This is a genomic window from Pelagibacterium sp. (assembly GCF_035555455.1).
GTDB lineage: Bacteria > Pseudomonadota > Alphaproteobacteria > Rhizobiales > Devosiaceae > Pelagibacterium.
In genome coordinates this window covers 21,893-41,394 of the sequence record NZ_DATMGM010000031.1, presented here as the reverse complement: position 1 = coordinate 41,394, position 19,502 = coordinate 21,893, and the positions used below count along the sequence as shown (strand labels likewise).

The 19,502-nt window shown below is 63.1% G+C and carries 17 protein-coding genes; 13 read left to right on the top strand and 4 right to left on the bottom strand.

What is annotated here, in order from left to right; genetic code table 11:
- The 8 genes from cysG to VNS12_RS05820 form a co-directional block, all read left to right on the top strand.
- Nucleotides 1-1,319, top strand: a 1,319-nt coding sequence (cysG, locus tag VNS12_RS05855) for a siroheme synthase CysG (protein WP_325486904.1), incomplete at its 5' end; no start/stop codon positions are given.
- 688 nt (nt 1,320-2,007) lie between these two features.
- Nucleotides 2,008-2,313 (top strand): DUF2849 domain-containing protein, encoded by a 306-nt coding sequence (locus tag VNS12_RS05850; RefSeq protein WP_325486903.1) that lies wholly within the window; start codon nt 2,008-2,010, stop codon nt 2,311-2,313.
- Nucleotides 2,300-3,958, top strand: coding sequence for a nitrite/sulfite reductase (locus VNS12_RS05845; RefSeq protein WP_325486902.1), 1,659 nt, complete (start codon nt 2,300-2,302; stop codon nt 3,956-3,958). Before VNS12_RS05850 ends, VNS12_RS05845 begins: the two co-directional genes overlap by 14 nt.
- Nucleotides 3,959-4,176: 218 nt before the next feature.
- Nucleotides 4,177-5,490, top strand: a complete 1,314-nt coding sequence (locus tag VNS12_RS05840; RefSeq protein ID WP_325486901.1) for a phosphoadenylyl-sulfate reductase — start codon at nt 4,177-4,179, stop codon at nt 5,488-5,490.
- 60 nt (nt 5,491-5,550) lie between these two features.
- Nucleotides 5,551-6,582 carry an NAD(P)/FAD-dependent oxidoreductase gene (locus VNS12_RS05835; RefSeq protein ID WP_325486900.1) on the top strand — a complete coding sequence of 344 codons (1,032 nt, stop codon included), beginning with the start codon at nt 5,551-5,553 and terminating at the stop codon, nt 6,580-6,582.
- Between the two features lie 222 nt (nt 6,583-6,804).
- On the top strand, nt 6,805-7,134 hold the full coding sequence (locus VNS12_RS05830; RefSeq protein ID WP_325486899.1) for a 2Fe-2S iron-sulfur cluster-binding protein: 330 nt from the start codon (nt 6,805-6,807) through the stop codon (nt 7,132-7,134).
- Nucleotides 7,135-7,939: 805 nt separating this feature from the next.
- Complete coding sequence (locus VNS12_RS05825) at nt 7,940-8,554, top strand: LysE family translocator (protein WP_325486898.1); 615 nt, start codon at nt 7,940-7,942, stop codon at nt 8,552-8,554.
- Between the two features lie 179 nt (nt 8,555-8,733).
- The gene (locus VNS12_RS05820; protein WP_325486897.1) at nt 8,734-8,991 is read left to right on the top strand and encodes a hypothetical protein; all 258 of its coding nucleotides are present in this window, start codon (nt 8,734-8,736) and stop codon (nt 8,989-8,991) included.
- Between the two features lie 69 nt (nt 8,992-9,060).
- Here the strand turns inward: VNS12_RS05820 and VNS12_RS05815 are convergent, their stop codons facing one another.
- Together VNS12_RS05815 and VNS12_RS05810 are read right to left on the bottom strand one after the other, a co-directional pair.
- On the bottom strand, nt 9,061-10,089 hold the full coding sequence (locus VNS12_RS05815) for a YcjF family protein (protein ID WP_325486896.1): 1,029 nt from the start codon (nt 10,087-10,089) through the stop codon (nt 9,061-9,063).
- Complete coding sequence (locus tag VNS12_RS05810) at nt 10,086-11,543, bottom strand: YcjX family GTP-binding protein (RefSeq protein WP_325486895.1); 1,458 nt, start codon at nt 11,541-11,543, stop codon at nt 10,086-10,088. Before VNS12_RS05810 ends, VNS12_RS05815 begins: the two co-directional genes overlap by 4 nt.
- 351 nt (nt 11,544-11,894) lie before the next feature.
- Between VNS12_RS05810 and VNS12_RS05805 the strand changes: the two genes are divergently transcribed.
- Complete coding sequence (locus VNS12_RS05805) at nt 11,895-12,164, top strand: type II toxin-antitoxin system RelE family toxin (protein ID WP_325486894.1); 270 nt, start codon at nt 11,895-11,897, stop codon at nt 12,162-12,164.
- Nucleotides 12,157-12,498 carry a helix-turn-helix transcriptional regulator gene (locus VNS12_RS05800; RefSeq protein WP_325486893.1) on the top strand — a complete coding sequence of 114 codons (342 nt, stop codon included), beginning with the start codon at nt 12,157-12,159 and terminating at the stop codon, nt 12,496-12,498. Before VNS12_RS05805 ends, VNS12_RS05800 begins: the two co-directional genes overlap by 8 nt.
- Before the next feature lie 9 nt (nt 12,499-12,507).
- On the opposite strand, the gene VNS12_RS05795 is transcribed toward VNS12_RS05800, so the two are convergent.
- Both VNS12_RS05795 and VNS12_RS05790 read right to left on the bottom strand, forming a co-directional pair.
- Entirely contained in the window at nt 12,508-13,425 is a 918-nt protein-coding gene (locus VNS12_RS05795; RefSeq protein WP_325486892.1) for a homoserine O-succinyltransferase, read from the bottom strand.
- Nucleotides 13,426-13,493: 68 nt separating this feature from the next.
- Nucleotides 13,494-14,375, bottom strand: a complete 882-nt coding sequence (locus VNS12_RS05790; RefSeq protein WP_325486891.1) for an ATPase — start codon at nt 14,373-14,375, stop codon at nt 13,494-13,496.
- 313 nt (nt 14,376-14,688) lie between these two features.
- Between VNS12_RS05790 and VNS12_RS05785 the strand changes: the two genes are divergently transcribed.
- From VNS12_RS05785 to VNS12_RS05775, 3 genes are all read left to right on the top strand, one after another.
- Nucleotides 14,689-16,005, top strand: coding sequence for a flagellar hook protein FlgE (locus tag VNS12_RS05785; protein ID WP_325486890.1), 1,317 nt, complete (start codon nt 14,689-14,691; stop codon nt 16,003-16,005).
- 192 nt (nt 16,006-16,197) lie between these two features.
- Nucleotides 16,198-18,027 carry a flagellar hook-associated protein FlgK gene (flgK, locus tag VNS12_RS05780; protein ID WP_325486889.1) on the top strand — a complete coding sequence of 610 codons (1,830 nt, stop codon included), beginning with the start codon at nt 16,198-16,200 and terminating at the stop codon, nt 18,025-18,027.
- A 9-nt stretch (nt 18,028-18,036) separates the two neighbouring features.
- The gene (locus VNS12_RS05775) at nt 18,037-19,491 is read left to right on the top strand and encodes a flagellin N-terminal helical domain-containing protein (RefSeq protein WP_325486888.1); all 1,455 of its coding nucleotides are present in this window, start codon (nt 18,037-18,039) and stop codon (nt 19,489-19,491) included.
- Nucleotides 19,492-19,502: the final 11 nt, after the last annotated feature.

Genomic DNA, 19,502 nt, shown 5'->3' with positions numbered 1-19,502 from the left:
ACGACGAGGCGCTGGCCAAGGCGCGGCTGGCGGTGAAAACCAGCGCGCAGATCGTGGTGTTCGCCAGCGAGGTCAGTGCCGATTTTTCCGGGTTGGCGGTCACCATCGCGTCGCGGCCGGTCGAGGCCGGGGATTTTGACGGGGCCGCGCTGGTGTTTATTGCCGATCACGGGCCGGAGGGCGCACGGGCGCTCGCCTTGGCGCGGGCGGCGGGTGTGCCGGTCAATGAGGTGGATGTCCCGGAAAACTGCGATTTTTTCACGCCGGCGATCGTCGACCGCGCGCCCATTTCCATTGCCATCGGCTCGGAGGGGGCCTCGCCGGTGCTGGCGCGGCTGGTGCGGGCGCGGATCGAAGCGCTGCTCTCGCCCCGGCTTGGGGATTTGGCGCGGCTGGCCGGGGCCATGCGCGACGCAGCGGCGGACCTGCTGCCCGACAGTGCTGCGCGGCGGCGGTATTATGAAGCGCTGGTGACCGGGCCCGACATCGAGCGGGCGCTGGCGGCAGGGGAAGGGCGGCAACGAGCTGAATCCCTGATGGCCGAGCACGCGGCGGGCGCGGCACGGGGCAGTGTGTGGCTGATCGGGGCGGGGCCGGGGGCCGAGGACCTGCTGACCTTGCGGGCGCAACGGCTGCTGCAGGAGGCGGATGTAATCGTTCACGATCAACTGGTGCCGCAGGCGGTCGTTGAGATGGGGCGGCGCGATGCGGCCCGCATCTGCGTGGGCAAGGCGCGGGGGCATCATTCATTTTCACAGGCACAGATCAACACGCTGCTGGTTCGGCTGGCGGGTGAGGGCAAGGCCGTCGCCCGGCTGAAATCGGGGGACCCGATGGTGTTCGGGCGCGCTGGCGAGGAAATTGCAGCGCTGCGCAAGGCGGGGATCGCCGTTTCCATCGTGCCGGGGGTGACGGCGGGTTTGGCCGCCGCGGCGGATGCGGCAACGCCGGTGACGCTGCGCGGCGTTTCGCCGGGGGTGGTGTTTGCGACCGCACACGGGGCCGATGGCGAGCAACTGCGGCACTGGGCGGCGTTGGCCGGTTCGGGGCTGACGCTGGGGCTTTATATGGGCAAGGCGATTGCGGCTGAGGTGGCGGGGAAGCTGATGGTGCAGGGGATTGGCGGGGCGATGCCGGTGGGGATCGTCGTCAATGCCGGGCGGGCGGATCGGGCGCTGTATGCGGGAACGCTGGGCGCGCTGGCGGCGGGGGCGATCGATTTTGTTGATGGGCCAGCGGTGATTTTTGTGGGCGAAGCGGTGGCGCATGGGGATTGGGCTGACGCGGGAATAATCGCGGCGGCGGAGCGGGTGGCGTGAGTGGGTGGCGGCGGTTTGGCGCGAGCTTGGGCCGGGTGGAGGCTCAGCGCACCCCTCATCCGCCCCTTCGGGGCACCTTCTCCCTCAAGGGGAGAAGGGGTTCTTTTGGCGGGCGGTTGGGAAAAAGCCGGAGCGCTGCCGGTTACTGGATCCCGGATCAAGGCCGGGATGACAGAGGTGGGCGGGGCTGGGTGGGAAGATGGTGCCGGGGTGGTGGTGGGCATGAGTGGTGCGGGTGGATGTGGTTGATGGCACCGGCTTTCCGGGTGGCAGAAAGTGTCCTTGGGGTGCAGCGGTTAGCGGTGGGGAGCTTGGAGACTGAGCGCCCCTCATCCGCCCCTTCGGGGCACCTTCTCCCACGAGGGGAGAAGGGGGCGCTTTTGGCGAGCGGTGGGGGGAAGACGGGGGCGCTGCCGGTTACTGGGTCCCGGATCAAGTCCGGGATGACAGGATTGGGATGATGGATTTGGGGTCGGATGACAGTGGCGGGGACGGCGGTTTGGCGCGAACGGTGGGGCGGGGACGCTCAGGCCCCCTCACTCGCCTCTCCCTCAAGGGGAGAAGGGGGTTCTTTTGGCGGGCGGTTGGGAAAAAGCCGGAGCGCTGCCGGTTACTGGATCCCGGATCAAGTCCGGGATGACGGTGAGGTTGGTGGGTTTGAAGTTGGTGAAGTGAAAGGCGGGTGGAGATGAAAATTTTGACGGGTAACGAATTGCTCTCCGGTGCTGCCGTGTATCTCGACGCGGGTGGGAGGTGGGGTGGCGAGGTGCAGCGGGCGCGGGTGTTTGGGGCGGAGGACGGTGACGCGCTGGAGGCGGCAATGGGGGAGAGTGTGGCGAGCGGGAGGATCATTTCGATCGAACCCGAGACCATCGAACTGCGCGACGGGGCGATTTATCCGCTGCGGATTCGCGAGCGTATCCGCGCCGAGGGGCCGAGCGCCCCGCGCCTGAACCGCCAGACACTGGCCGAGGATGATCATGTATCGATATGACGAATTCGACGCGGCGTTCGTGGCCGAGCGCGTGGAGCAGTTTTCCGATCAGGTGCGCAGGCGCATCGCCGGGGAATTGACCGAGGACCAGTTCCGGCCCCTGCGGCTGATGAACGGGCTCTATCTCCAGCTGCACGCCTATATGCTGCGGGTGGCCATTCCCTATGGCACGCTGTCAGCGCGGCAGATGCGGATGCTCGCGCATGTGGCGCGGACCTATGACCGGGGCTATGGGCACTTCACCACGCGCCAGAACATCCAGTTCAACTGGCCGAAACTGCGCGATGTGCCGGAGATCCTTGCCGATCTGGCCAGTGTGGAAATGCACGCGATCCAGACCTCGGGCAATTGCGTGCGCAACGTGACGGTGGACCAGTTTGCCGGGGCGGCGGCGGACGAAATCATCGACCCGCGCCCGGTGGCCGAGATCATCCGGCAATGGTCGAGCCTGCATCCGGAATTTCTCCATCTGCCGCGTAAATTCAAGATTGCCATGACCGGCGCGCCCAATGACCGGGCGGCGGTGAAATTCCACGATATCGGGCTGATGGCGCAGGCCAATCGCTCGGGCGAAGTGGGGTGGGCGGTGTATGTCGGCGGCGGGCTGGGGCGAACGCCCATGGTGGGCAAGCTGATCAACGGCTTTGTGCCCCATGAGCATCTGCTGGCGTATCTGGAGTCGATCCTGCGGGTCTATAATCGCTATGGGCGGCGTGATAACAAGTTCAAGGCGCGGATCAAAATCCTCGTGCATGAGGAAGGGCTGGAGAACATTAAGGGGCAGGTGGAAGAGGAATTCGCCCATATAAGGGGCGGTATCCTGACCCTGCCTGAAGAAGAGCTGGACCGGATCGGGGCCTATTTCGCGCCGCCGGAATTCGAGGACAAGGGCGTGGTCCGCATCGATGTGGAGCGCGAAAAAATCCTCGATCCGGCCTATGGGCGGTTTTTAAGCAACAATACGTTTCCCCATGCGCAGCCGGGCTATACGGCGATCACTGTCTCTCTCAAGCCGATCGGCGGGGTGCCCGGCGATGCGACAGCCGAGCAGATGGAGGCGGTGGCGGACCTGGCACAGACCTATGGTTTTGGCGAAATCCGCGTGACCCATGAGCAGAACCTGGTGCTGCCGCATGTGGCGCTGGCCGATCTGCGGGCGGTGTATGACGGGCTGGCGGCGGCGGGGCTGGCCGAGGCCAATGCCGGAGAGGTGACCGACATGATCGCCTGCCCGGGGCTTGACTATTGCGCGCTGGCCAATGCGCGCTCGATCCCCATCGCGCAGGATATTTCGCGCCGGTTTGCCCAGCCGGAGCGGGCGGGGGAGATCGGCAAGCTCAAGATCAAGATTTCCGGCTGCATCAACGCCTGTGGGCATCATCACGCCGGCCATATCGGCATTCTGGGCGTCGAGAAAAAGGGCACGGAACTCTACCAGATCACCGTGGGCGGGGACGGGACCGAGAACGCTGCTATTGGCAGGATTTTGGGGCCGGGGTTCGTGGCCGACGAGGTGCCCGACGCCATCGAACGGCTGGTGGATGCCTATATCGTGCGGCGGGAATCGGCGGACGAGCCGTTCATCGACGCCTATCGGCGGCTGGGGGATGGGCCGTTCAAGGAGGCGTTGTATGGGAATGGGTAGAGCGGCATCGTGGGTGGGTGCGGAGAGGCTGCACACCCCTCATCCGCCCCTTCGGGACACCTTCTCCCTCAAGGGGAGAAGGGAGCTCGTTTGGCGGGCGGTGGTGTGAGAGCCCAAGTGGATCCCGGCTCAAGGCCGGGATGACAGCAGTGGTGGTGATGCTGGTGAAGGCGGGATGATGGCGGTGGGCGGCGTAGCCTCGATCAAGGAGTATGGCCATGGCATTGGCTAGTGCGGTTGCAGAGCAGGGAACCGACAGGTTGCGGGCGCTGGGGATTGTGGCGCTCAATGGGATGTTCGATGAAATGGATGCCGAGGGCGTGCTGCGCGAGGCGGTGACCGATCTGCTGCCGGGGCGGATGGCGATGGTGTCGTCGTTCGGGGCGGATTCGGCGGTGCTGTTGCATCTGGTGTCGCTGGTCGATCCCGATCTGCCGGTGTATTTCATCGACACCGGGAAGCATTTTGCCCAGACGCTCGATTATGTGGAAACGCTCAAGGCCCGGCTCGGTTTGAGTTCGGTGCGGGCGGTGCGGCCCGATGCGGGGGATTTGGCGCGGTTCGATCCCGATGGGACGCTGTGGCAGAGCGATCCGGACAGTTGCTGCCATATCCGCAAGACCGAACCGCTGGAAAAGCTGCTGGAGGGTTTTGGCGGTTGGGTGACCGGGCGCAAACGGTTCCAGACCAGCGAACGCGGCGTGCTGCCGCATTTTGAATTGACCGCCGATGATCGTATCAAGGTCAATCCACTGGCCCATTTCAGCCATGATGACATCGAGGCCTACAAGCAACGCCATGGATTGCCCGAGCATCCGCTATACAATGACGGGTACAAATCGATCGGGTGCGCGCCGTGCACCAGCGCCGTGGGCGAGGGCGAGGATTTTCGTGCGGGGCGCTGGCGCGGGCGCAAAAAATCGGAATGCGGCATCCATTTCGACTTCAACGGGAGCATCGCAAAACCGGTGAGCCAATCGCAACTGACCCTGTTCAAGGATGGCCGGTTTCTCGCCGATCCCTGGCGCGACCGGGCCGAGGGCGAGGCACCGGACGAGACCCGCTATGCGCATGTGACGCTGAGCGATTTTCTGGCCGACCGCGCGGCGTTCCTCGCCAGCCCGCATCCGATCGGGCTGCGGATCGAGCCGGGGGACCGGGTGGAAGACATCGGCGCGGATGTGGAGCGGTTTGCCTCGATCGCGATCAATTTTCCCGCCTTTACCGACGGGCGGGGCTATTCGAGCGCGCGGCTGTTGCGCGAGCGGATGGGGTTTACCGGGGAATTGCGCGCCGTGGGCGACATTTTGACCGATCAGATTCCGTTCCTGCGCCGCTGCGGCATCGATGCCATGGTGGTGAACAATGCGCCGACGCGCGCGGCGCTGGAAAAGGGCGCGCTGGCGGAAGTTTCGCGCTATTATCAACCGGTTGGGGCGCGGCGGGAGATTCCTGTCGGCACACGCCCGTTCCTGCGCCGGCCCGAGGATGTACGGGCCGAAAGCCTCTCACCTCACTCCACTCTTACTTGACACGCGTCGTCAGATATTCCAAGCGATGCCTTGTAAATCCAAAAGACCAGGACTCTGTTTATGAGCTCAAATGAAATCGTCGCCGACGTGGTGATCATTGGTGCAGGCCCCGTGGGGCTGTTTGCGGTGTTCGAACTGGGACTGGTCGATCTCAAATGTCACGTTATCGACATTCTGGACCGGCCGGGTGGGCAATGCGCGGAGCTGTATCCCGAAAAGCCCATCTACGACATTCCAGCCTTCCCGGAAATTTCCGGGCAGGGGCTGACCGACAATCTGATGAAGCAGATCGCGCCGTTCGGGGCCGAGTTCCACTTTTCGCAGATGGTGACCAATGTCGAGCGGCTGGAAGACGGCTCGTTCCGGGTGACCACCGACGCGGATGAGGTGTTCTTGACCAAGGTGGTGGTGGTGGCCGCCGGGGGCGGATCGTTCCAGCCCAAGCGTCCGCCCGTCGCTGATGTGGAGCAGTATGAAGGCAAGTCGGTCTTTTATGCCGTGCGCAAGATGGAAGACTTCCGCGACCAGGATGTGGTGATCGTCGGTGGTGGGGATTCGGCGCTCGACTGGACGCTGAGCCTTGAGCCGCTGGTGCGCTCGCTCACCCTTGTGCACCGGCGCGACCAGTTCCGCGGCCATGCCGACAGCGTCAACAAGATGCGGGCGCTGGTCGAGGAAGGTCGGATCAATTTCGTCATGGGCCAGTTGGGACGGCTGGAGGGCGAAAACGGGCAGTTGAGTGAAGTGGTGCTCAAGACCGCCGCCGGAGAGATGGGCATTCCCGCCACCCGACTGCTGCCGTTTTTCGGGCTGACCATGAAGCTGGGTCCGGTCGCGGACTGGGGGCTGGAGCTGTATGACAACTCGCTGATCAAGGTCGATACGGAAAAGTTCGAAACAAGCCAGCCGGGCGTGTTCGCCATCGGCGACATCAACTGGTATCCGGGCAAGCTCAAGCTGATCCTGTCCGGTTTCCACGAAAGCGCGCTGATGGCGCAGGCCGCAAAGCGCATCGTGCACCCGGACCAGAAGGTGGTCTTCCAGTACACGACCTCATCGACCAGCCTGCAAAAGAAGCTCGGCGTGGCCTGAGACCCGTGGGGTGACGGCGCAACCCTCTGGCCCGGAACGGCGACAGGGTTTATCCTGCCGCACTTTCACACGCGCCTTGTGCGCCATCACCGGACCAGACCCGGAGCGCCGACCGTCTTTCGGGATGGTTCGACGGCGCTCTGATCTTTAATAAATCGCATTGCAACAGACCGAAAGCCGCGCGCACCCGGTCGGATGCTCCAAAACCTCGCAGGACCTGATATGCGGATTTTCGTCACCGACCAGACCGGAACAGAACACGAGCTCGAAGCGCTTGAAGGCTGGCGGGTGATGGAGGTGATCCGCGATTGGGGCCTCAACATCAAGGCCGAGTGTGGCGGATCGTGTTCGTGTGCCACGTGCCACGTGTTCGTCGCGCCCGAATGGGTGGACAGGCTGAAGGCGGCAACCGACGAGGAAGAGGACATGCTCGACTCGGTGCCGGACTATGAGGCCAATTCGCGGCTGTCGTGCCAGATTCTGATGAGCGAAGAGCTGGATGGATTGCGGGTGACGCTGGCGGATTCGGCCAAGCAGGACGCCGCAGCTTAGGATTTTCGCTGCGCGAAGGGCCTATCGTCCCCCTTGCGGCAAGTGCGCTAGCGCTGCCGGTTACTGGATCCCGGATCAAGTCCGGGATGACGGGGGTGGATGGGGGAGCATTTGGCCTTTCACCCCCACCGGCGTCATCCCGGGCGCAGACCCGGGACCCAGTATGCTCGGTGGTGTGGTGGGACTCGGCGCCCCCTCATCCCCGCCATTCGGGCATAGCTCTCATGGCCTTCTCCCCTCCGATCGTGCCACCGGCACGATAGGCCAAAGAACGGTTCGAAGTCTCCCAACGGAGAAAAAGGGGGCTGTTTTGGCAGGCAGACGGGCAAGAACCGCAGGCTCTGCCGGTTACTGGATCCCGGATCAGGTCCGGGATGACAGGGGGTGGGTCGGGCTGGTGACAGTGGTTTATCCACCGTGTGTCGCGTCCACAGGCGTCATCCCGGGCGAAGACCCGGGAACCAGTATGCTCGGCGGTGTGGTGGGACTTGGCGCTCCGCTCATCCCCTGCCATTCGAGCATAGCTCTCATGGCCTTCTCCCCTCCGATCGTGCCACCGGCACGATCGGCCAAAGGACGGTTCGAAGTCTCCTACCGGGGGAGAAGGGGGCTTTTTTGGCAGGCAGATGGGCAAGAATCGGGATGCTGCCGGTTACGGCCCCCGGATCAGGTTCGGGATGACAGGGGGCGGGGCGGGGGTTCGGCAGAGTGTTGGGGCTGGTGGGCTGGATGAATCTTGCTTCCGCGTTTTTGTCGCCGGGTGTATGAACGACGCGGGAAAACGGCAGTCGCTGGGTCGGTCTGAATGAATGTGCTTGAATTTTTGCCGTATGCCATCGCGCTGGCGGTGGCTGCGGCTATTCCGGGGCCGGGTATCGCCGCGTGCGTGGGCAAGGCGCTGGGGTCGGGATTTCGGCCTGCGGTGTGGTTTTCGACCGGGTTGGTTCTGGGCGATCTCACCTATCTCGCCCTCGCCGTTCTGGGGCTGGCGGCGGTGGCTTCGGCATTTTCGGGGATTTTCACCGTCATCAAGATTGCCGGGGCGGCCTATCTGCTCTGGCTGGCCTGGAGTTTCTGGCGAGCGGGAATCGATCCCGACAAGGTGGAAACGCGCAAGGGCGACGGGGCGTGGAGCTCGCTGCTCGGCGGCTATTCGCTGACGCTGGGCAATCCCAAGACGATCATCTTCTATATGGCGCTGCTGCCCACGGTGGTGGATTTGCAGGCGGTGACGCCGGAGCGGTTTGCCTGGCTGGCGGCGATCACCGTGGTGGTGCTGTACGCGGTGACCATCCCCTATGTGGCGCTGGCAGCGCGGGCGCGCAATTTCCTGCGCAATCCACGCGCGCTTAAGGCGCTCAATCGCGGAGCCGCCGGAGCAATGGCGGGAGCAGCGGCGTATATCGTCCTCAAGCAGTGAGGGCGTCGGCGACGTTCTGACGCGGAAAAACAGGTGATTGGAATAGCGTTTCGCCCGGCGCATTTGGGCAGCGAGAAAGAGTAAAAAATTTCACAAGTTGCGGTTGGATGCCGGGATTCAGACTCCTATCTGGTAGGTGTTCCGCACAAAAAGCGGGACGGACTAGAAAGGAAAAGAAAATGAAACTCCGTGCTCTTCTTGCCTCCACCGCGATCCTCGCTGGCCTTGCTGCGCCGGCGATGGCCCATTCGATCGGCACCATTTCGGTGAACGATCAGGATTGGGGTTATGTCGTCCAGTATTGCGATACGCTGAGCGGCCTGTCCGTGAGCGATGCTTTCGACAAGCAGCCCTCTATTTCGGCGGAACTCATGACCCGCGGCGTGACCCTCAGCTCGATCTCCCAGAGCGACTGTCAGAAGGCTGGTCTGATCTAATTTTCCGAACTAGCCAAACGGCTTGAAAGGAGGGCGGCATCGGAAGATGTCGCCCTTTTTATTTGGGGCTCAGGCTGATTTTTCGGGTGCCGAAGCGACCTTGGCCAGGTCGGCGACGAAATCGGACACGACCGGGGATTTCTGCGCCGAAAATGGCAGCGGGCGCACCAGCTTGATGGCGGCAATGCCGACGCGCACGGTCATCAGCCCGTTGAGTACGCCTTCGCCCAACCGCGCTGACAGCTTTGCCGCTACTCCATGGCCGACGAGCTGTTCGACGATGCCATCGGTGAGCACCAGCCCGCCGGTGACGGCCAGATGGGCGAGGATCGCGCCGATCAGGCGGATGAAACCGAACAGGCCCGGACGCGCGCCATAGAGATCGGCCAGATTGCGCGCCAGGCGGAAACTCTCAAAAATCACAAAGCTGATATCGATCAGCGCGCGGGGCGAAACGGCGGTGACCAGAGCCACCCGGCGGGCGCTCGACGCGGTGAGGGCGCGGGCCCGCTGGTCGAGGGGGAGCATCAGGGCCCGTTCGGTGGTGCGGAGCAATTCAGCGCCATCGAGGATCGAGCCGGTATCGGCCTTCAGCCCCGTGCGGGCGCGGGCCAGATCGGCGCGGCTGGAATAGACGCCGAGCAGTTCGGCAGTGATTTTCTGCGCGGAGGGGAGGTCATCGGCGGCGAGCGCGATGGTCGCGCTGGCGCGCAGCCGGTCAAGGGTGCGCAGGCGGGCCAGCCCGAAGATTTCGCGGCCAATGAGGATGACCAGCGCGACCAGAAATACGCCAAGCACACCGAGTCCGAACCAGCCCAGCCAGTCATAGGTGGCGAACAGATCGCGGATCAGCCGTTCGGCGGCAAGGCCGAGACCGAGGGAAATCAGTGTGCCGCCGGTCCAGAAGGCGAGGTGACGCCAAAAGCTGCGGCGCGGGCGCAGGCGCGGGGCGACATCGGCATCGGACAGCGCGTCGGGTGGGGCGGCAAAGACATCGATAGCTGGTTCGGCCAGCGCGGTCTCGAAGGCGCGGGGTTCGCGGGTTTGCGGCCCGGCGTCGGGGCGCGGGGCGGTGGGAATGGCGCGGGGCTCTCTCATTGCATCTTGTCCCCGACGAGGAAATCGAGAGCACGGTCGAGACGGATGTAGGGGAAAACCGGATCCCCCGTCTCGCTGACAGGCAGATTGGCGGGGGGCAGAAAGCGCAGGAAATTGAGGTGAGGTGTTGAATCAGCTGTTTTGAACAATGAATCCGGATTTTCGGGCAAGTCACCGGGAAACAAGGCAATTTCGGTTTCGCCGTCATAGACGACCTCACCGAGGCGCTGGCCGTTTTCGGGGGTGCCGATGATGGTGTGCAGGGTCTCGCCATTGTCCTTGACGGTACCCTCATGGGTGGCACGGATGGCGGCGATGGCCAGCGAACGGGTCTCGGCCCCGGCGAATTTGGCACGGCGGGCGGCATTGGCGACGAGCCGGTTGAGGATGGCTTCGAGGCGCGGGTGCGAGGTGTGGTGCAAGAGGTCGGCCTTGGTTGCGGCAAACAGGATGCGGTCGATACGGCGGGTGAACAGGCGCGAAATGGGGTTCGACGCGCCCTGCCGGAAACAGGCGAGCACCGAGGTGAGCGCGGTTTCCAGATCGGCAACGGCTTCGGGGCCGGCATTGAGGGCGCGCAGGGCATCCACGAGCACGATCTGGCGATCGAGCCGGGCGAAATGGTCGCGGAAGAAGGGGCGGACAACGACGGATTTATAGGCCTCATAGCGGCGTTCAAGCATGGCATAGAGGCTGGCATGGCGCGGGGTCGCGGCCGGAGGCGGCAGGGGCGCGAAGGTGAGCGCGGGGGAGCCTTCGAGATCGCCGGGCATGAGAAAACGCCCGGGAGGCAGGGTGGACAGCGCGCGGGCATCGCCCCGGGAGGTGCGCAGATAGTGCGTGAAGGATGTGGCGAGGGTTTCGGCGGTCACCTCGTCGGCCTCGCGGGCGGGGTCGATATGGGAGAGGGCGTCGAGGAAGTCCTTTGCTTCTGCGGCGCGGGCCGGGCGGCGGGCCAGCGCCAGCGCTTCGGCGCTCCATTCGGCGTAGGATTTGGTCAGCAGGGGCAGATCGAGCAGCCACTCGCCGGGGTAATCGACGATGTCGAGATTGAGGGTCGAAATGCCCAGTTGCGAGCGCAGCCAGCGGGCCGACTGGTAGCGCAGGGTCAGCCGCAGCTGGGAAATCCGGCGGGTGCTTTCAGGCCAGGCGGGTGGATGGCCGGTGAGGGCGGCGAGGTGGTTTTCGTAAGCAAAACGAGGCGTGGCATTGTCGGGATGCTCGGCCAGCCGCGCGCCGATCAGCCGCCCCTCGGCCATGGGCGGAAAGCCGGGCAGGCGGGCACCGGTCAGCAGATTGTGGATCAGCGCGGTGATGAAGATGGTTTTTCCGGCCCGCGACAGACCGGTAACGCCGATCCTCAGGGTCGGCGTGACGGTGCCGGTGGCAGCGTCGGCCAGATTGCCCAGCGTGATGGAAAGCTCATCGGCGATGGTTGTGGGGAGGCTGGACAAGGGCGAGCGGTCTCCGGTGGTGAGGGAGAAGGTAGGGGGTGCGGGGGGCGATGTGAAGGGGGAGCAGCGAGCGTTGGGTTTTTGGAGGCTTAGCCCCCCTGATTCCCGTTCTGCTTCGTCTCACAGTCTCAGAGGTGAGAAAGAGGCACTTGGTGGGCGCTGGGGAAAAGCGGGGGCGCTGCCGGTTACTGGATCCCGGATCAAGTCCGGGATGACAGGGAGTGCGGGGGAGCGTTTGGGCAGGAGCGTCAAGGCTGCCACAAGAACCCCCTTCTCCCCGCGATGAAGGGGGCGGGTAGTGAGGGGGGATGTGAAGGGGCGAGAAAACAAGGCCTTGACGGAGTGTAGCTTATGGCTACATATGGCGATATGAAGCCGATTACCTACACGCGGGACGCGGTTAAAACCTTGCGTCGGCTGCCTGCGAATACTGCCAGTCGCATCAGGGGCAAGATCGAGGATTATGCAAGGGATCCGGCGTCGCAGGCCAACAATATCAAGACTCTGAAAGGGCGCGACGGCGTCCGGCTGCGGGTCGGAGACTGGCGAGTGATTATGCAGGATGGCGTGGTGCTAGCCGTTTTGGCAATTGGACCGAGAGGGAGCATTTACGATGACTGATACCGTGACTATTCCACGGGCGGAGTATGATCGTTTGCGCGCTATTGCGGAGGATGTGGCTGATAGCGCCGCGTTCGACCGGGTGGTTGCGCGGCTGGCGAGGGGCGAGGAGGAGGCTGTTCCCGCGGCATTCGCCAACCGCATCATCGATGGGGACAGCCCTCTGCGCGTCTATCGCGAGTATCGCGGACTGACTCAGGTGGCTCTCGCCGAAGCGTCGGGGGTGAACCGGGTTCAGATCGCGGACATCGAGGCGGGCCGGAAATCGGGCTCCGTCGGGACCGTCAGGAAGCTGGCTGTCGCGCTGAACGTAGCGGTCGATGATCTGGTGTGACGGCTCCGATCACTCTTCTGCGCCCACCTTTGCCAGATCGTAGGGGGTGGTCTGGTACATTTCGTTGATCCAGTTCTGGAACAACAGGTGGCCGTGGCTGCGCCAGCGATTTTCCGGGGTTTTGGACGGGTCGTTGCCGGGAAACAGGTTGACGGGCAGCGGGGTGTCGAGGCCGGCCTCGCGGTCGCGGCGGTATTCGTCGGCGAGCGAGGTGTTGTCGTATTCGAGGTGGTTGAGCATGTAGAGCGCGCGGTATTTGCGATCGCCAAGCATGCAGATGCCGACCTCGTCGCTGTCGATCAGGATGTCCAGGTTCTCGCCCAGGGTCGTGCGGTCGATATCGTTATAACGCGAGACCGGCACGGCCAGATCATCGGAAAATCCGCGCAGATAGGGCGAGCGGGTGTCGAGGACCTTGTGGCGATAGACGCCAAACGCCTTTTGCGGCATGCGGTAGCGCTCGGCACCGTGGAAATGGTGCAGCGCGGCCTGTGCGCCCCAGCAAATGAACATGGTCGAATGCACGTTGGTCTGCGTCCAATCCATGATTTCGAGCATTTCGGGCCAGTAGCGGACCTGGTCGAAGGGCAGGTTGGCGACGGGGGCCCCGGTGACGACAAAGCCATCGAACTTGCGGGTGCGCACCTCTTCCCAGGTGGAATAGAAGGACTGAAGATAATCCTCAGGGGTGCTTTTCGAGAGGTGATCGGTGACGCGGACCAGCGAGAGATTGACCTGGAGCGGGGTGGCCGCGATCAGGCGCGCGAACTGGGTTTCCGTGCGCTGCTTGTTGGGCATCAGATTGAGCAGGCCGATCTCCAGCGGGCGGATATCCTGCCGCGCGGCGCGGGTGGAATCCATGACCAGCACGCCCTCGCTTTCAAGGGTTTTGCGGGCAGGCAATTGATCGGGAATACGAATAGGCATCGGAACATCCCTTCGATGAAGGCTTATATAAGTGCAGATTTATGAATGGTGGGAGCCGAAAACGCGGCTCACCGATTTCCGGCCACCGCCAAACGGCTGGCGATGGCCCTGCACATGAGTTCCATGAAGTCGTGTTCGTCGCGGACGCTGGAAAGCTCCGAGGCATCGATCTGGTAGCCGAAATTGTCGGCCAGCGCCTGATAGCGCGGCAGGCGATCGCGCAGAAGGGCTTCAAAGCCCCAGACGGCAAAGGCAGCAGGATCGACGTCATCGTCATGGGTGACGCCGTTGAGGCGCTTGAACTCTTCCCAGCGGGCAATGAGGAAGTCCGGCGGATAATACATCGGCTTTGGATTGGCGCAGAACCGGTCGATCAGGCGCTGGGCGTCGTCCTCGGTGCCGCGCAGATAGAGCAGCGCGGTGTGCTCGGAGAGCGCCTTGACCACGGGGTCTTCGGGGTCGTTGGGATCGAGAACCTCGATCAGCGACCCACCGGTGTCGGTGAGGAAATTGCGGTAATCATACAGGTCGCTGGCGCGCTCGATGAAATAGGGGACATCGAGCAGGGAATAGATCTCGGCTATCCGATGCTGCTCCTGGCGTCGTTGGTACTCGGCAAAAGGCAGGCCACCGCGCCGGGGATCGCCGGGCGTGCCCAGATAGCTCGACAGCGGATCGAGATTGTCGAAGCTGATATTGGACTGGATGGAAATCGAATCCGAGCGCAGCAGGTCCGCGAGGAACGGCACCTTCATCGCTTCGCGCTTGAAATTGTCGACGATGTATTCGCCCATGTGGCGGGTGCCAATGCGGAAATCGACTGAAAAATGAAACCAGTCGGCCCGGCGCAAGATGTTGCCCAGCCGCGTTTTCCCGACGCCGGCCATGCCGAACACCGTCACCGCCTTGCGGTCGAGGGAACGGAACTGATCGGCGCTTTCAAACAGCATGGCGGGAGCTCGCGGGAAACCGGTGGGATGTTCAGGCGTCTGCTTAGAGTCATATGGCGTGATCGTCCAGAGGGGAGCGGGCGCAGGCGAGGGCACCTGGGCAGGCTTTGGGGGGAAGAAATTGCCGGGGTGGGGGAGGAAGGTGCCGGGTTGGATGGGTGGGGCGAGGAGGTGAGTTCCGGGGAAGTTAAGTTTAATCAATAGCTTAGGTCGATGGCATCACAATTGCATCGCGGAAGATGACGTGCGTGCTCGGCGCATTTGAGTTTTTGCGGTAGCGGCCGGTTGGTCGCGCCCGGCGATGGAGTGTGGAATGGGTATCTATGGGGCTTTGGCGACGGCGGTGACCGGAATGGCGGCGCAGTCGTTTGCGCTGGAGAATATTTCTGGAAATATCGCGAACTCGCAGACGACCGGTTACAAGCGGATGGAGACTGGGTTCATCGACCTGATCCCCGATGCCGCCGTGGGGCGGCAGGTGCCAGGTGCGGTTCTGGCCTATTCGCGCTCGACCAACGATGTGCGCGGCGACATCATCACCTCGCCCACCGGCACTCATGTGGCGCTGAACGGCTCTGGCTTTTTCGTCGTAGCGGAAAAAACCGGGACGTCGGACGGCCAGTCGGTGTTCGGCGACGCGAACTTCTATACGCGCCGCGGCGATTTCGAGATGGATCGGGAAGGATATCTGCGCAACGGCGCAGGTTACTATCTCAAGGGCGTGCCGATTGATTCAACCACCGGCAACGTCTCGGGCTCGGTGCCGGAAATGGTCAAGGTGGGCAACGGTCTGATCCCGGCCAAGGCAACCCAGCGGATCAATTATGCCCTGAACCTGCCGGCAGCTCCGGCGGGGGGGCTGTTGTCGGTCTTGCCGACCGACCCGGACTTTCTCAACCAGACCGTCGAGGGCGGTGCGATCACGGTCTATGCGCCCAACGGAGCGGCGGCGAACGTGCAGTTGCGCTGGGGCAAGACGGGAGAGGCGGATTCGACGGCGGTACCGCCGACCCTCGACGAGTGGCAGCTGTTCTATCTTGGAGAAACCGGCTGGGAAACGGTGCCGAACGGGGAGGCGACTTTTGTCGACGGGACCCTGAATAGCGTCGGATGGGGGACTATCAACGCGGATGGCAAAATTCCCCCGCTCGCTATTGCCAATTTGGGAGTGAATGGCGTTGCCGTGGGTAACGTGGACATCGATTTCGGCGTTGGCGGCCTATCCCAGTTCGACAATGCCAACGGCCGGGCACAGGTTTCGACGCTGGCGCAGGACGGCTATCCGGCAGGTACGTTCATGTCGGTGGCCGTCAACGATTCCGGGCGAGTGGTCGCGACCTATTCGAACGGCAAGCAGATCGAAATCTATCAGCTGGTGACCGCCAATTTCAACGCTGAGAACCAGCTGAAGCGCCTCGACGGCGGTATCTATTCGGCCACGGCGGAATCGGGCGAGGCCATCATTTCGACCGAAGGCGGGATGACCGGCGGAGCGCTGGAATCGTCGAATACGGATATCTCGGAAGAGTTCACAAAGCTGATCGTAACCCAGCAGGCCTATGCTGCCGGGACCCGGATCGTCTCGACGGCGGATGAGATGTTGCGAGAAGCCTTGAATATGATGCGCTAGATGTATTGATCTTCGGCTTATGGCGGGCTGCGAACGGCTGTTTTCTGCGCTTCCGATACTCACGTACCAATGTACGCTCCGTTCCGGTTCTCGAAAACAACCGTTCTCGCCTCCCCCTAAGCCGAACCTCAACACATCTACCCCAAACGATAGGGGGTGGAATTCGCGTGATGGGAAAGTGGAGTTGATACGATGGGATTGAGTTCGACACTGTCGAATGCTTTGGGGGGCATGAATGCCAGCCAGCGCGGCATCGATGTCGTCTCCCGCAACGTCGCCAATCAGGGCACGCCCGGCTATCATCGGCAGTCCATCGTCATCGAGGAAACCGCGTATGGGACCAGTGCCCAGGTACGGTCCTCGACGCTATCGCGTGCCTTCAACGAAGCGCTGGAAAAGCAGCATCTGGTGGCGGTGTCATCGGCTGGCTATCACGCGGTGCGCTCAAGCTTTCTCGACCGGCTGCAAATGCATATCGGCAAGCCGGGCGATGCCAATTCGCTCGATACGCTCTATGCGGGCTTCGAAAATGCCCTGCAGGCGCTGGCGACCAACCCCAATGACGTGACCACCCGGGCCGGGGTGCTCAACGCCGCCCAGCAGCTTGTGGAGCAGCTCAATGGCCTGACCGGCGCCGTGCAGGAAATGCGGCGCGAAGCCGAGCAGCAGATTTCCAATTCGGTCTCTGAGCTCAACCGGCAATTGACAGCGCTGGCCGATATCAATGTGCGGATTCTCGACCTGTCGCAGGACCAGCAGGCGCGGCTGTCGCTGATGGATGAGCGCGACCGGCTGGTCGCCTCGATCTCGGAAGCAATCGACGTGCGCGCCACCTATCGAGCCGATGGCACGGTGGCCCTGATGACGGAAAGCGGGGTGGGCATTCTCGATGTGCAGGCCTCCCAGTTCGGGTTCCAGTCGGCCGGAGCGCTTAACTCATCGTCGTTGTTCGATCCCGACCCGGCCAATAGTGGCGTGGGGCAGCTGACCTTGCGCACGCCGTCGGGGTTGGAGGTCAATCTCGACAGCCGAAGCCTGTTGTCGTCGGGCAGCATCGCCGGGCTGCTTGAGCTGCGCGATACCACGCTGGTCAATATGCAGGACCAACTCGACGAGATCGCCGCCGGGCTGGCGCTGGCCATGAGCACGGTCAACACGATAGCCGAAGACGACGGGACGGGTGCCTACGCGCTGGATCTCAGCGGCATGCAGCCGGGCAACACGCTGGGCCTGAGCTATACGGACGGCACTGGGACGCACAAGGTGCGGGTGGTGGCGGTGGAAGAAGCGGGAACGCTGCCGCTCAACTCACCCAATGCCAGCGGCGAGCGGGTGATCGGCGTGGATATTTCCGGCGGCGATCCGGCGGCGGCGATCGCTGCGGCACTGGCAGCAGAGGTGCCGGGCCTGGCCGTTACAGATGACGGGGCCGGAGGGCTGAGTGTTGCCAATGGGGTGGCGAGTGTCGGGAACCTGAGCGCGCAGATCACTGCGAGCGGGGCCCAGAGCGGGGCCGGAGCGCTCAACCTGTTTGTCGATACACGTGGTGCGGCGTTTACGGATGCTCTGGACGGCAGCGGGCAGAAGCAGGGCTTTGCCGGGCGCATTTCGGTGAATTCCGCGCTGATCGCCGATCCGACGCTGCTGGTGCGCTATGATGCCGGAGTATCGCTGGGCGACGCGACGCGGCCGCAATTCCTGCTGGATAATCTCAAGGGGATGGGCTTCGTTTCCGAGAAGATGACCTCGCTCCGCGATGGCGGGGTGCGGCTGTCGGGCAAAGTGAGCGACCTGATCGGACAGATGATCCACCATCAGGGCAATGTGGTCGCCAAGGCGCAGTCGGAAAATGCGGCGGTCAGTTACACGCTGCAATCGATCACGACGCGAATGACTGCGGAATACGGGGTCAATGTTGACGAGGAAATGGCGCGGCTGATGCAGCTCCAGAATGCCTATGCGGCCAGCGCGCGGGTGGTATCAACGGTGCAGGAGCTGATCGATGCCCTGCTGCGCATGTGAGGTTTCGCGATGATCATCAATAAGTCGCTCTACCCGGTCTCGGGCACCATCCAGACCATCACCAACATGCACAAGAAGCTGGACAATCTGCAACTCCAGCTGGCCACCGGCAATCGCTACAATACGCTGGCGGAAATGGGGTCGGACAGGCTGCATCACCTCAATCTTGGGGCGCGGCTCAACAGGATCGAGGGCTATCAGGCCAATATCCTGACGGTACAGAACCGGATGAGCTTCTATACGCTGGGACTGGAGCGGCTGGACGAGATCGAAGCCGACGCGCGGGCGCTCGCGGTGCCCAATGCCTATGGCACCGACGGGATCAATCTTGCCACCGCACGTACCCAGGCCACCAATCTGCTCAAGGAGGTGATCGACGTCCTCAATACCGATATCACCGGGCAGTATATTTTCGGGGGCAACAAATCCGACACCAAGCCGGTGGCAAGCTTTTCCCAGATCATGGACGGGCCGAACGGGTTCGTAGCCTATTCCCAGAACCGCAACACGCAGGACATGGGCAATGACGGGAGGGTGGATCGCGTTGTCGCTGGCAATGTGGTGACGCTGACCGAAGACGGGGACCACGCATTCGGCTTCAAGCTGGCCTCGGTATCGGCCATTGGGGCGGGTATTGTGGCTGCGAGCGGGCCGGTGGACCCGGCGGCACCGGATGCCGAACAGGAGATTTCGATCACCGTTTCCGCCCAGCCGGCACCCGGTGATAGGGTGACCATTGGCGTGACCATGCCGCACGACCGGGACAGCGTGCGTTATTTCACCTTTACCGCCAGCGAAGCCGATCCGCTGCCGATCAACGGGTTTGCCATCGGTGCCGATGAAGACGAAACCGCAGCCAATCTCGAAGCGGCGATTGGCAGTAAGCTGGCGCAGTTGAGCCATACAGATTTGCGGTCGTCATCGACCTATGCGGCGGCGGACGGGTTTTTCAACGGAATGGGAGAGGCCCAGGACCCGGCGGCGACCGCATGGTATCGCGGGCAGGACGCTGCCAATCCGCGCCAGACGGTGACCGCCAATATCGACGAGAGCACCAAGGCCCATTATGGCGTACAGGCCAATGAGGCGGGGTTTGTGGAGCTAATCAAGGGGCTGGCGGTGTTCGCGGTGTCCGATCTTTCGCCGCTCGATGCCACCAATGCCGGGCGCTATGACGCCATGGTCGATATCCAGCGCAGCCGGTTGTCGGAGGACAATAACTCCAAGCCGGGTTCAATCGAAGGCATAACGATGGAACTGGGGCTGGCGGCGGCGACCATCAACACGGTCAAGGCGCGCCATACCCAGTATGATGCGCAATTGCAGACCATGCTGGCGGAAATTGCCGAGGCACCGCGCGAGGAGGTGGCGATGATGCTGCTGACGCTCCAGACCCAGCTGCAAGCAAGCTATCAGGCGACCGCGATGGCGAGCCAGTTGACGCTGGTGAACTATTTGCGGTGATGCGGGGGTGG

Excerpts from the sequence above, each read along its gene's own strand:
- VNS12_RS05850 (WP_325486903.1), top strand. The coding sequence starts at position 2,008 with ATGAAAATTTTGACGGGTAACGAATTGCTCTCCGGTGCTGCCGTGTAT.
- VNS12_RS05815 (WP_325486896.1), bottom strand. The coding sequence starts at position 10,089 with ATGAGAGAGCCCCGCGCCATTCCCACCGCCCCGCGCCCCGACGCCGGG.
- VNS12_RS05825 (WP_325486898.1), top strand. The coding sequence starts at position 7,940 with ATGAATGTGCTTGAATTTTTGCCGTATGCCATCGCGCTGGCGGTGGCT.
- VNS12_RS05840 (WP_325486901.1), top strand. The coding sequence starts at position 4,177 with ATGGCATTGGCTAGTGCGGTTGCAGAGCAGGGAACCGACAGGTTGCGG.
- VNS12_RS05785 (WP_325486890.1), top strand. The coding sequence starts at position 14,689 with ATGGGTATCTATGGGGCTTTGGCGACGGCGGTGACCGGAATGGCGGCG.
- VNS12_RS05795 (WP_325486892.1), bottom strand. The coding sequence starts at position 13,425 with ATGCCTATTCGTATTCCCGATCAATTGCCTGCCCGCAAAACCCTTGAA.
- VNS12_RS05775 (WP_325486888.1), top strand. The coding sequence starts at position 18,037 with ATGATCATCAATAAGTCGCTCTACCCGGTCTCGGGCACCATCCAGACC.
- VNS12_RS05790 (WP_325486891.1), bottom strand. The coding sequence starts at position 14,375 with ATGCTGTTTGAAAGCGCCGATCAGTTCCGTTCCCTCGACCGCAAGGCG.
- VNS12_RS05820 (WP_325486897.1), top strand. The coding sequence starts at position 8,734 with ATGAAACTCCGTGCTCTTCTTGCCTCCACCGCGATCCTCGCTGGCCTT.
- VNS12_RS05800 (WP_325486893.1), top strand. The coding sequence starts at position 12,157 with ATGACTGATACCGTGACTATTCCACGGGCGGAGTATGATCGTTTGCGC.
- VNS12_RS05805 (WP_325486894.1), top strand. The coding sequence starts at position 11,895 with ATGGCTACATATGGCGATATGAAGCCGATTACCTACACGCGGGACGCG.
- VNS12_RS05835 (WP_325486900.1), top strand. The coding sequence starts at position 5,551 with ATGAGCTCAAATGAAATCGTCGCCGACGTGGTGATCATTGGTGCAGGC.
- VNS12_RS05830 (WP_325486899.1), top strand. The coding sequence starts at position 6,805 with ATGCGGATTTTCGTCACCGACCAGACCGGAACAGAACACGAGCTCGAA.
- flgK (WP_325486889.1), top strand. The coding sequence starts at position 16,198 with ATGGGATTGAGTTCGACACTGTCGAATGCTTTGGGGGGCATGAATGCC.
- VNS12_RS05845 (WP_325486902.1), top strand. The coding sequence starts at position 2,300 with ATGTATCGATATGACGAATTCGACGCGGCGTTCGTGGCCGAGCGCGTG.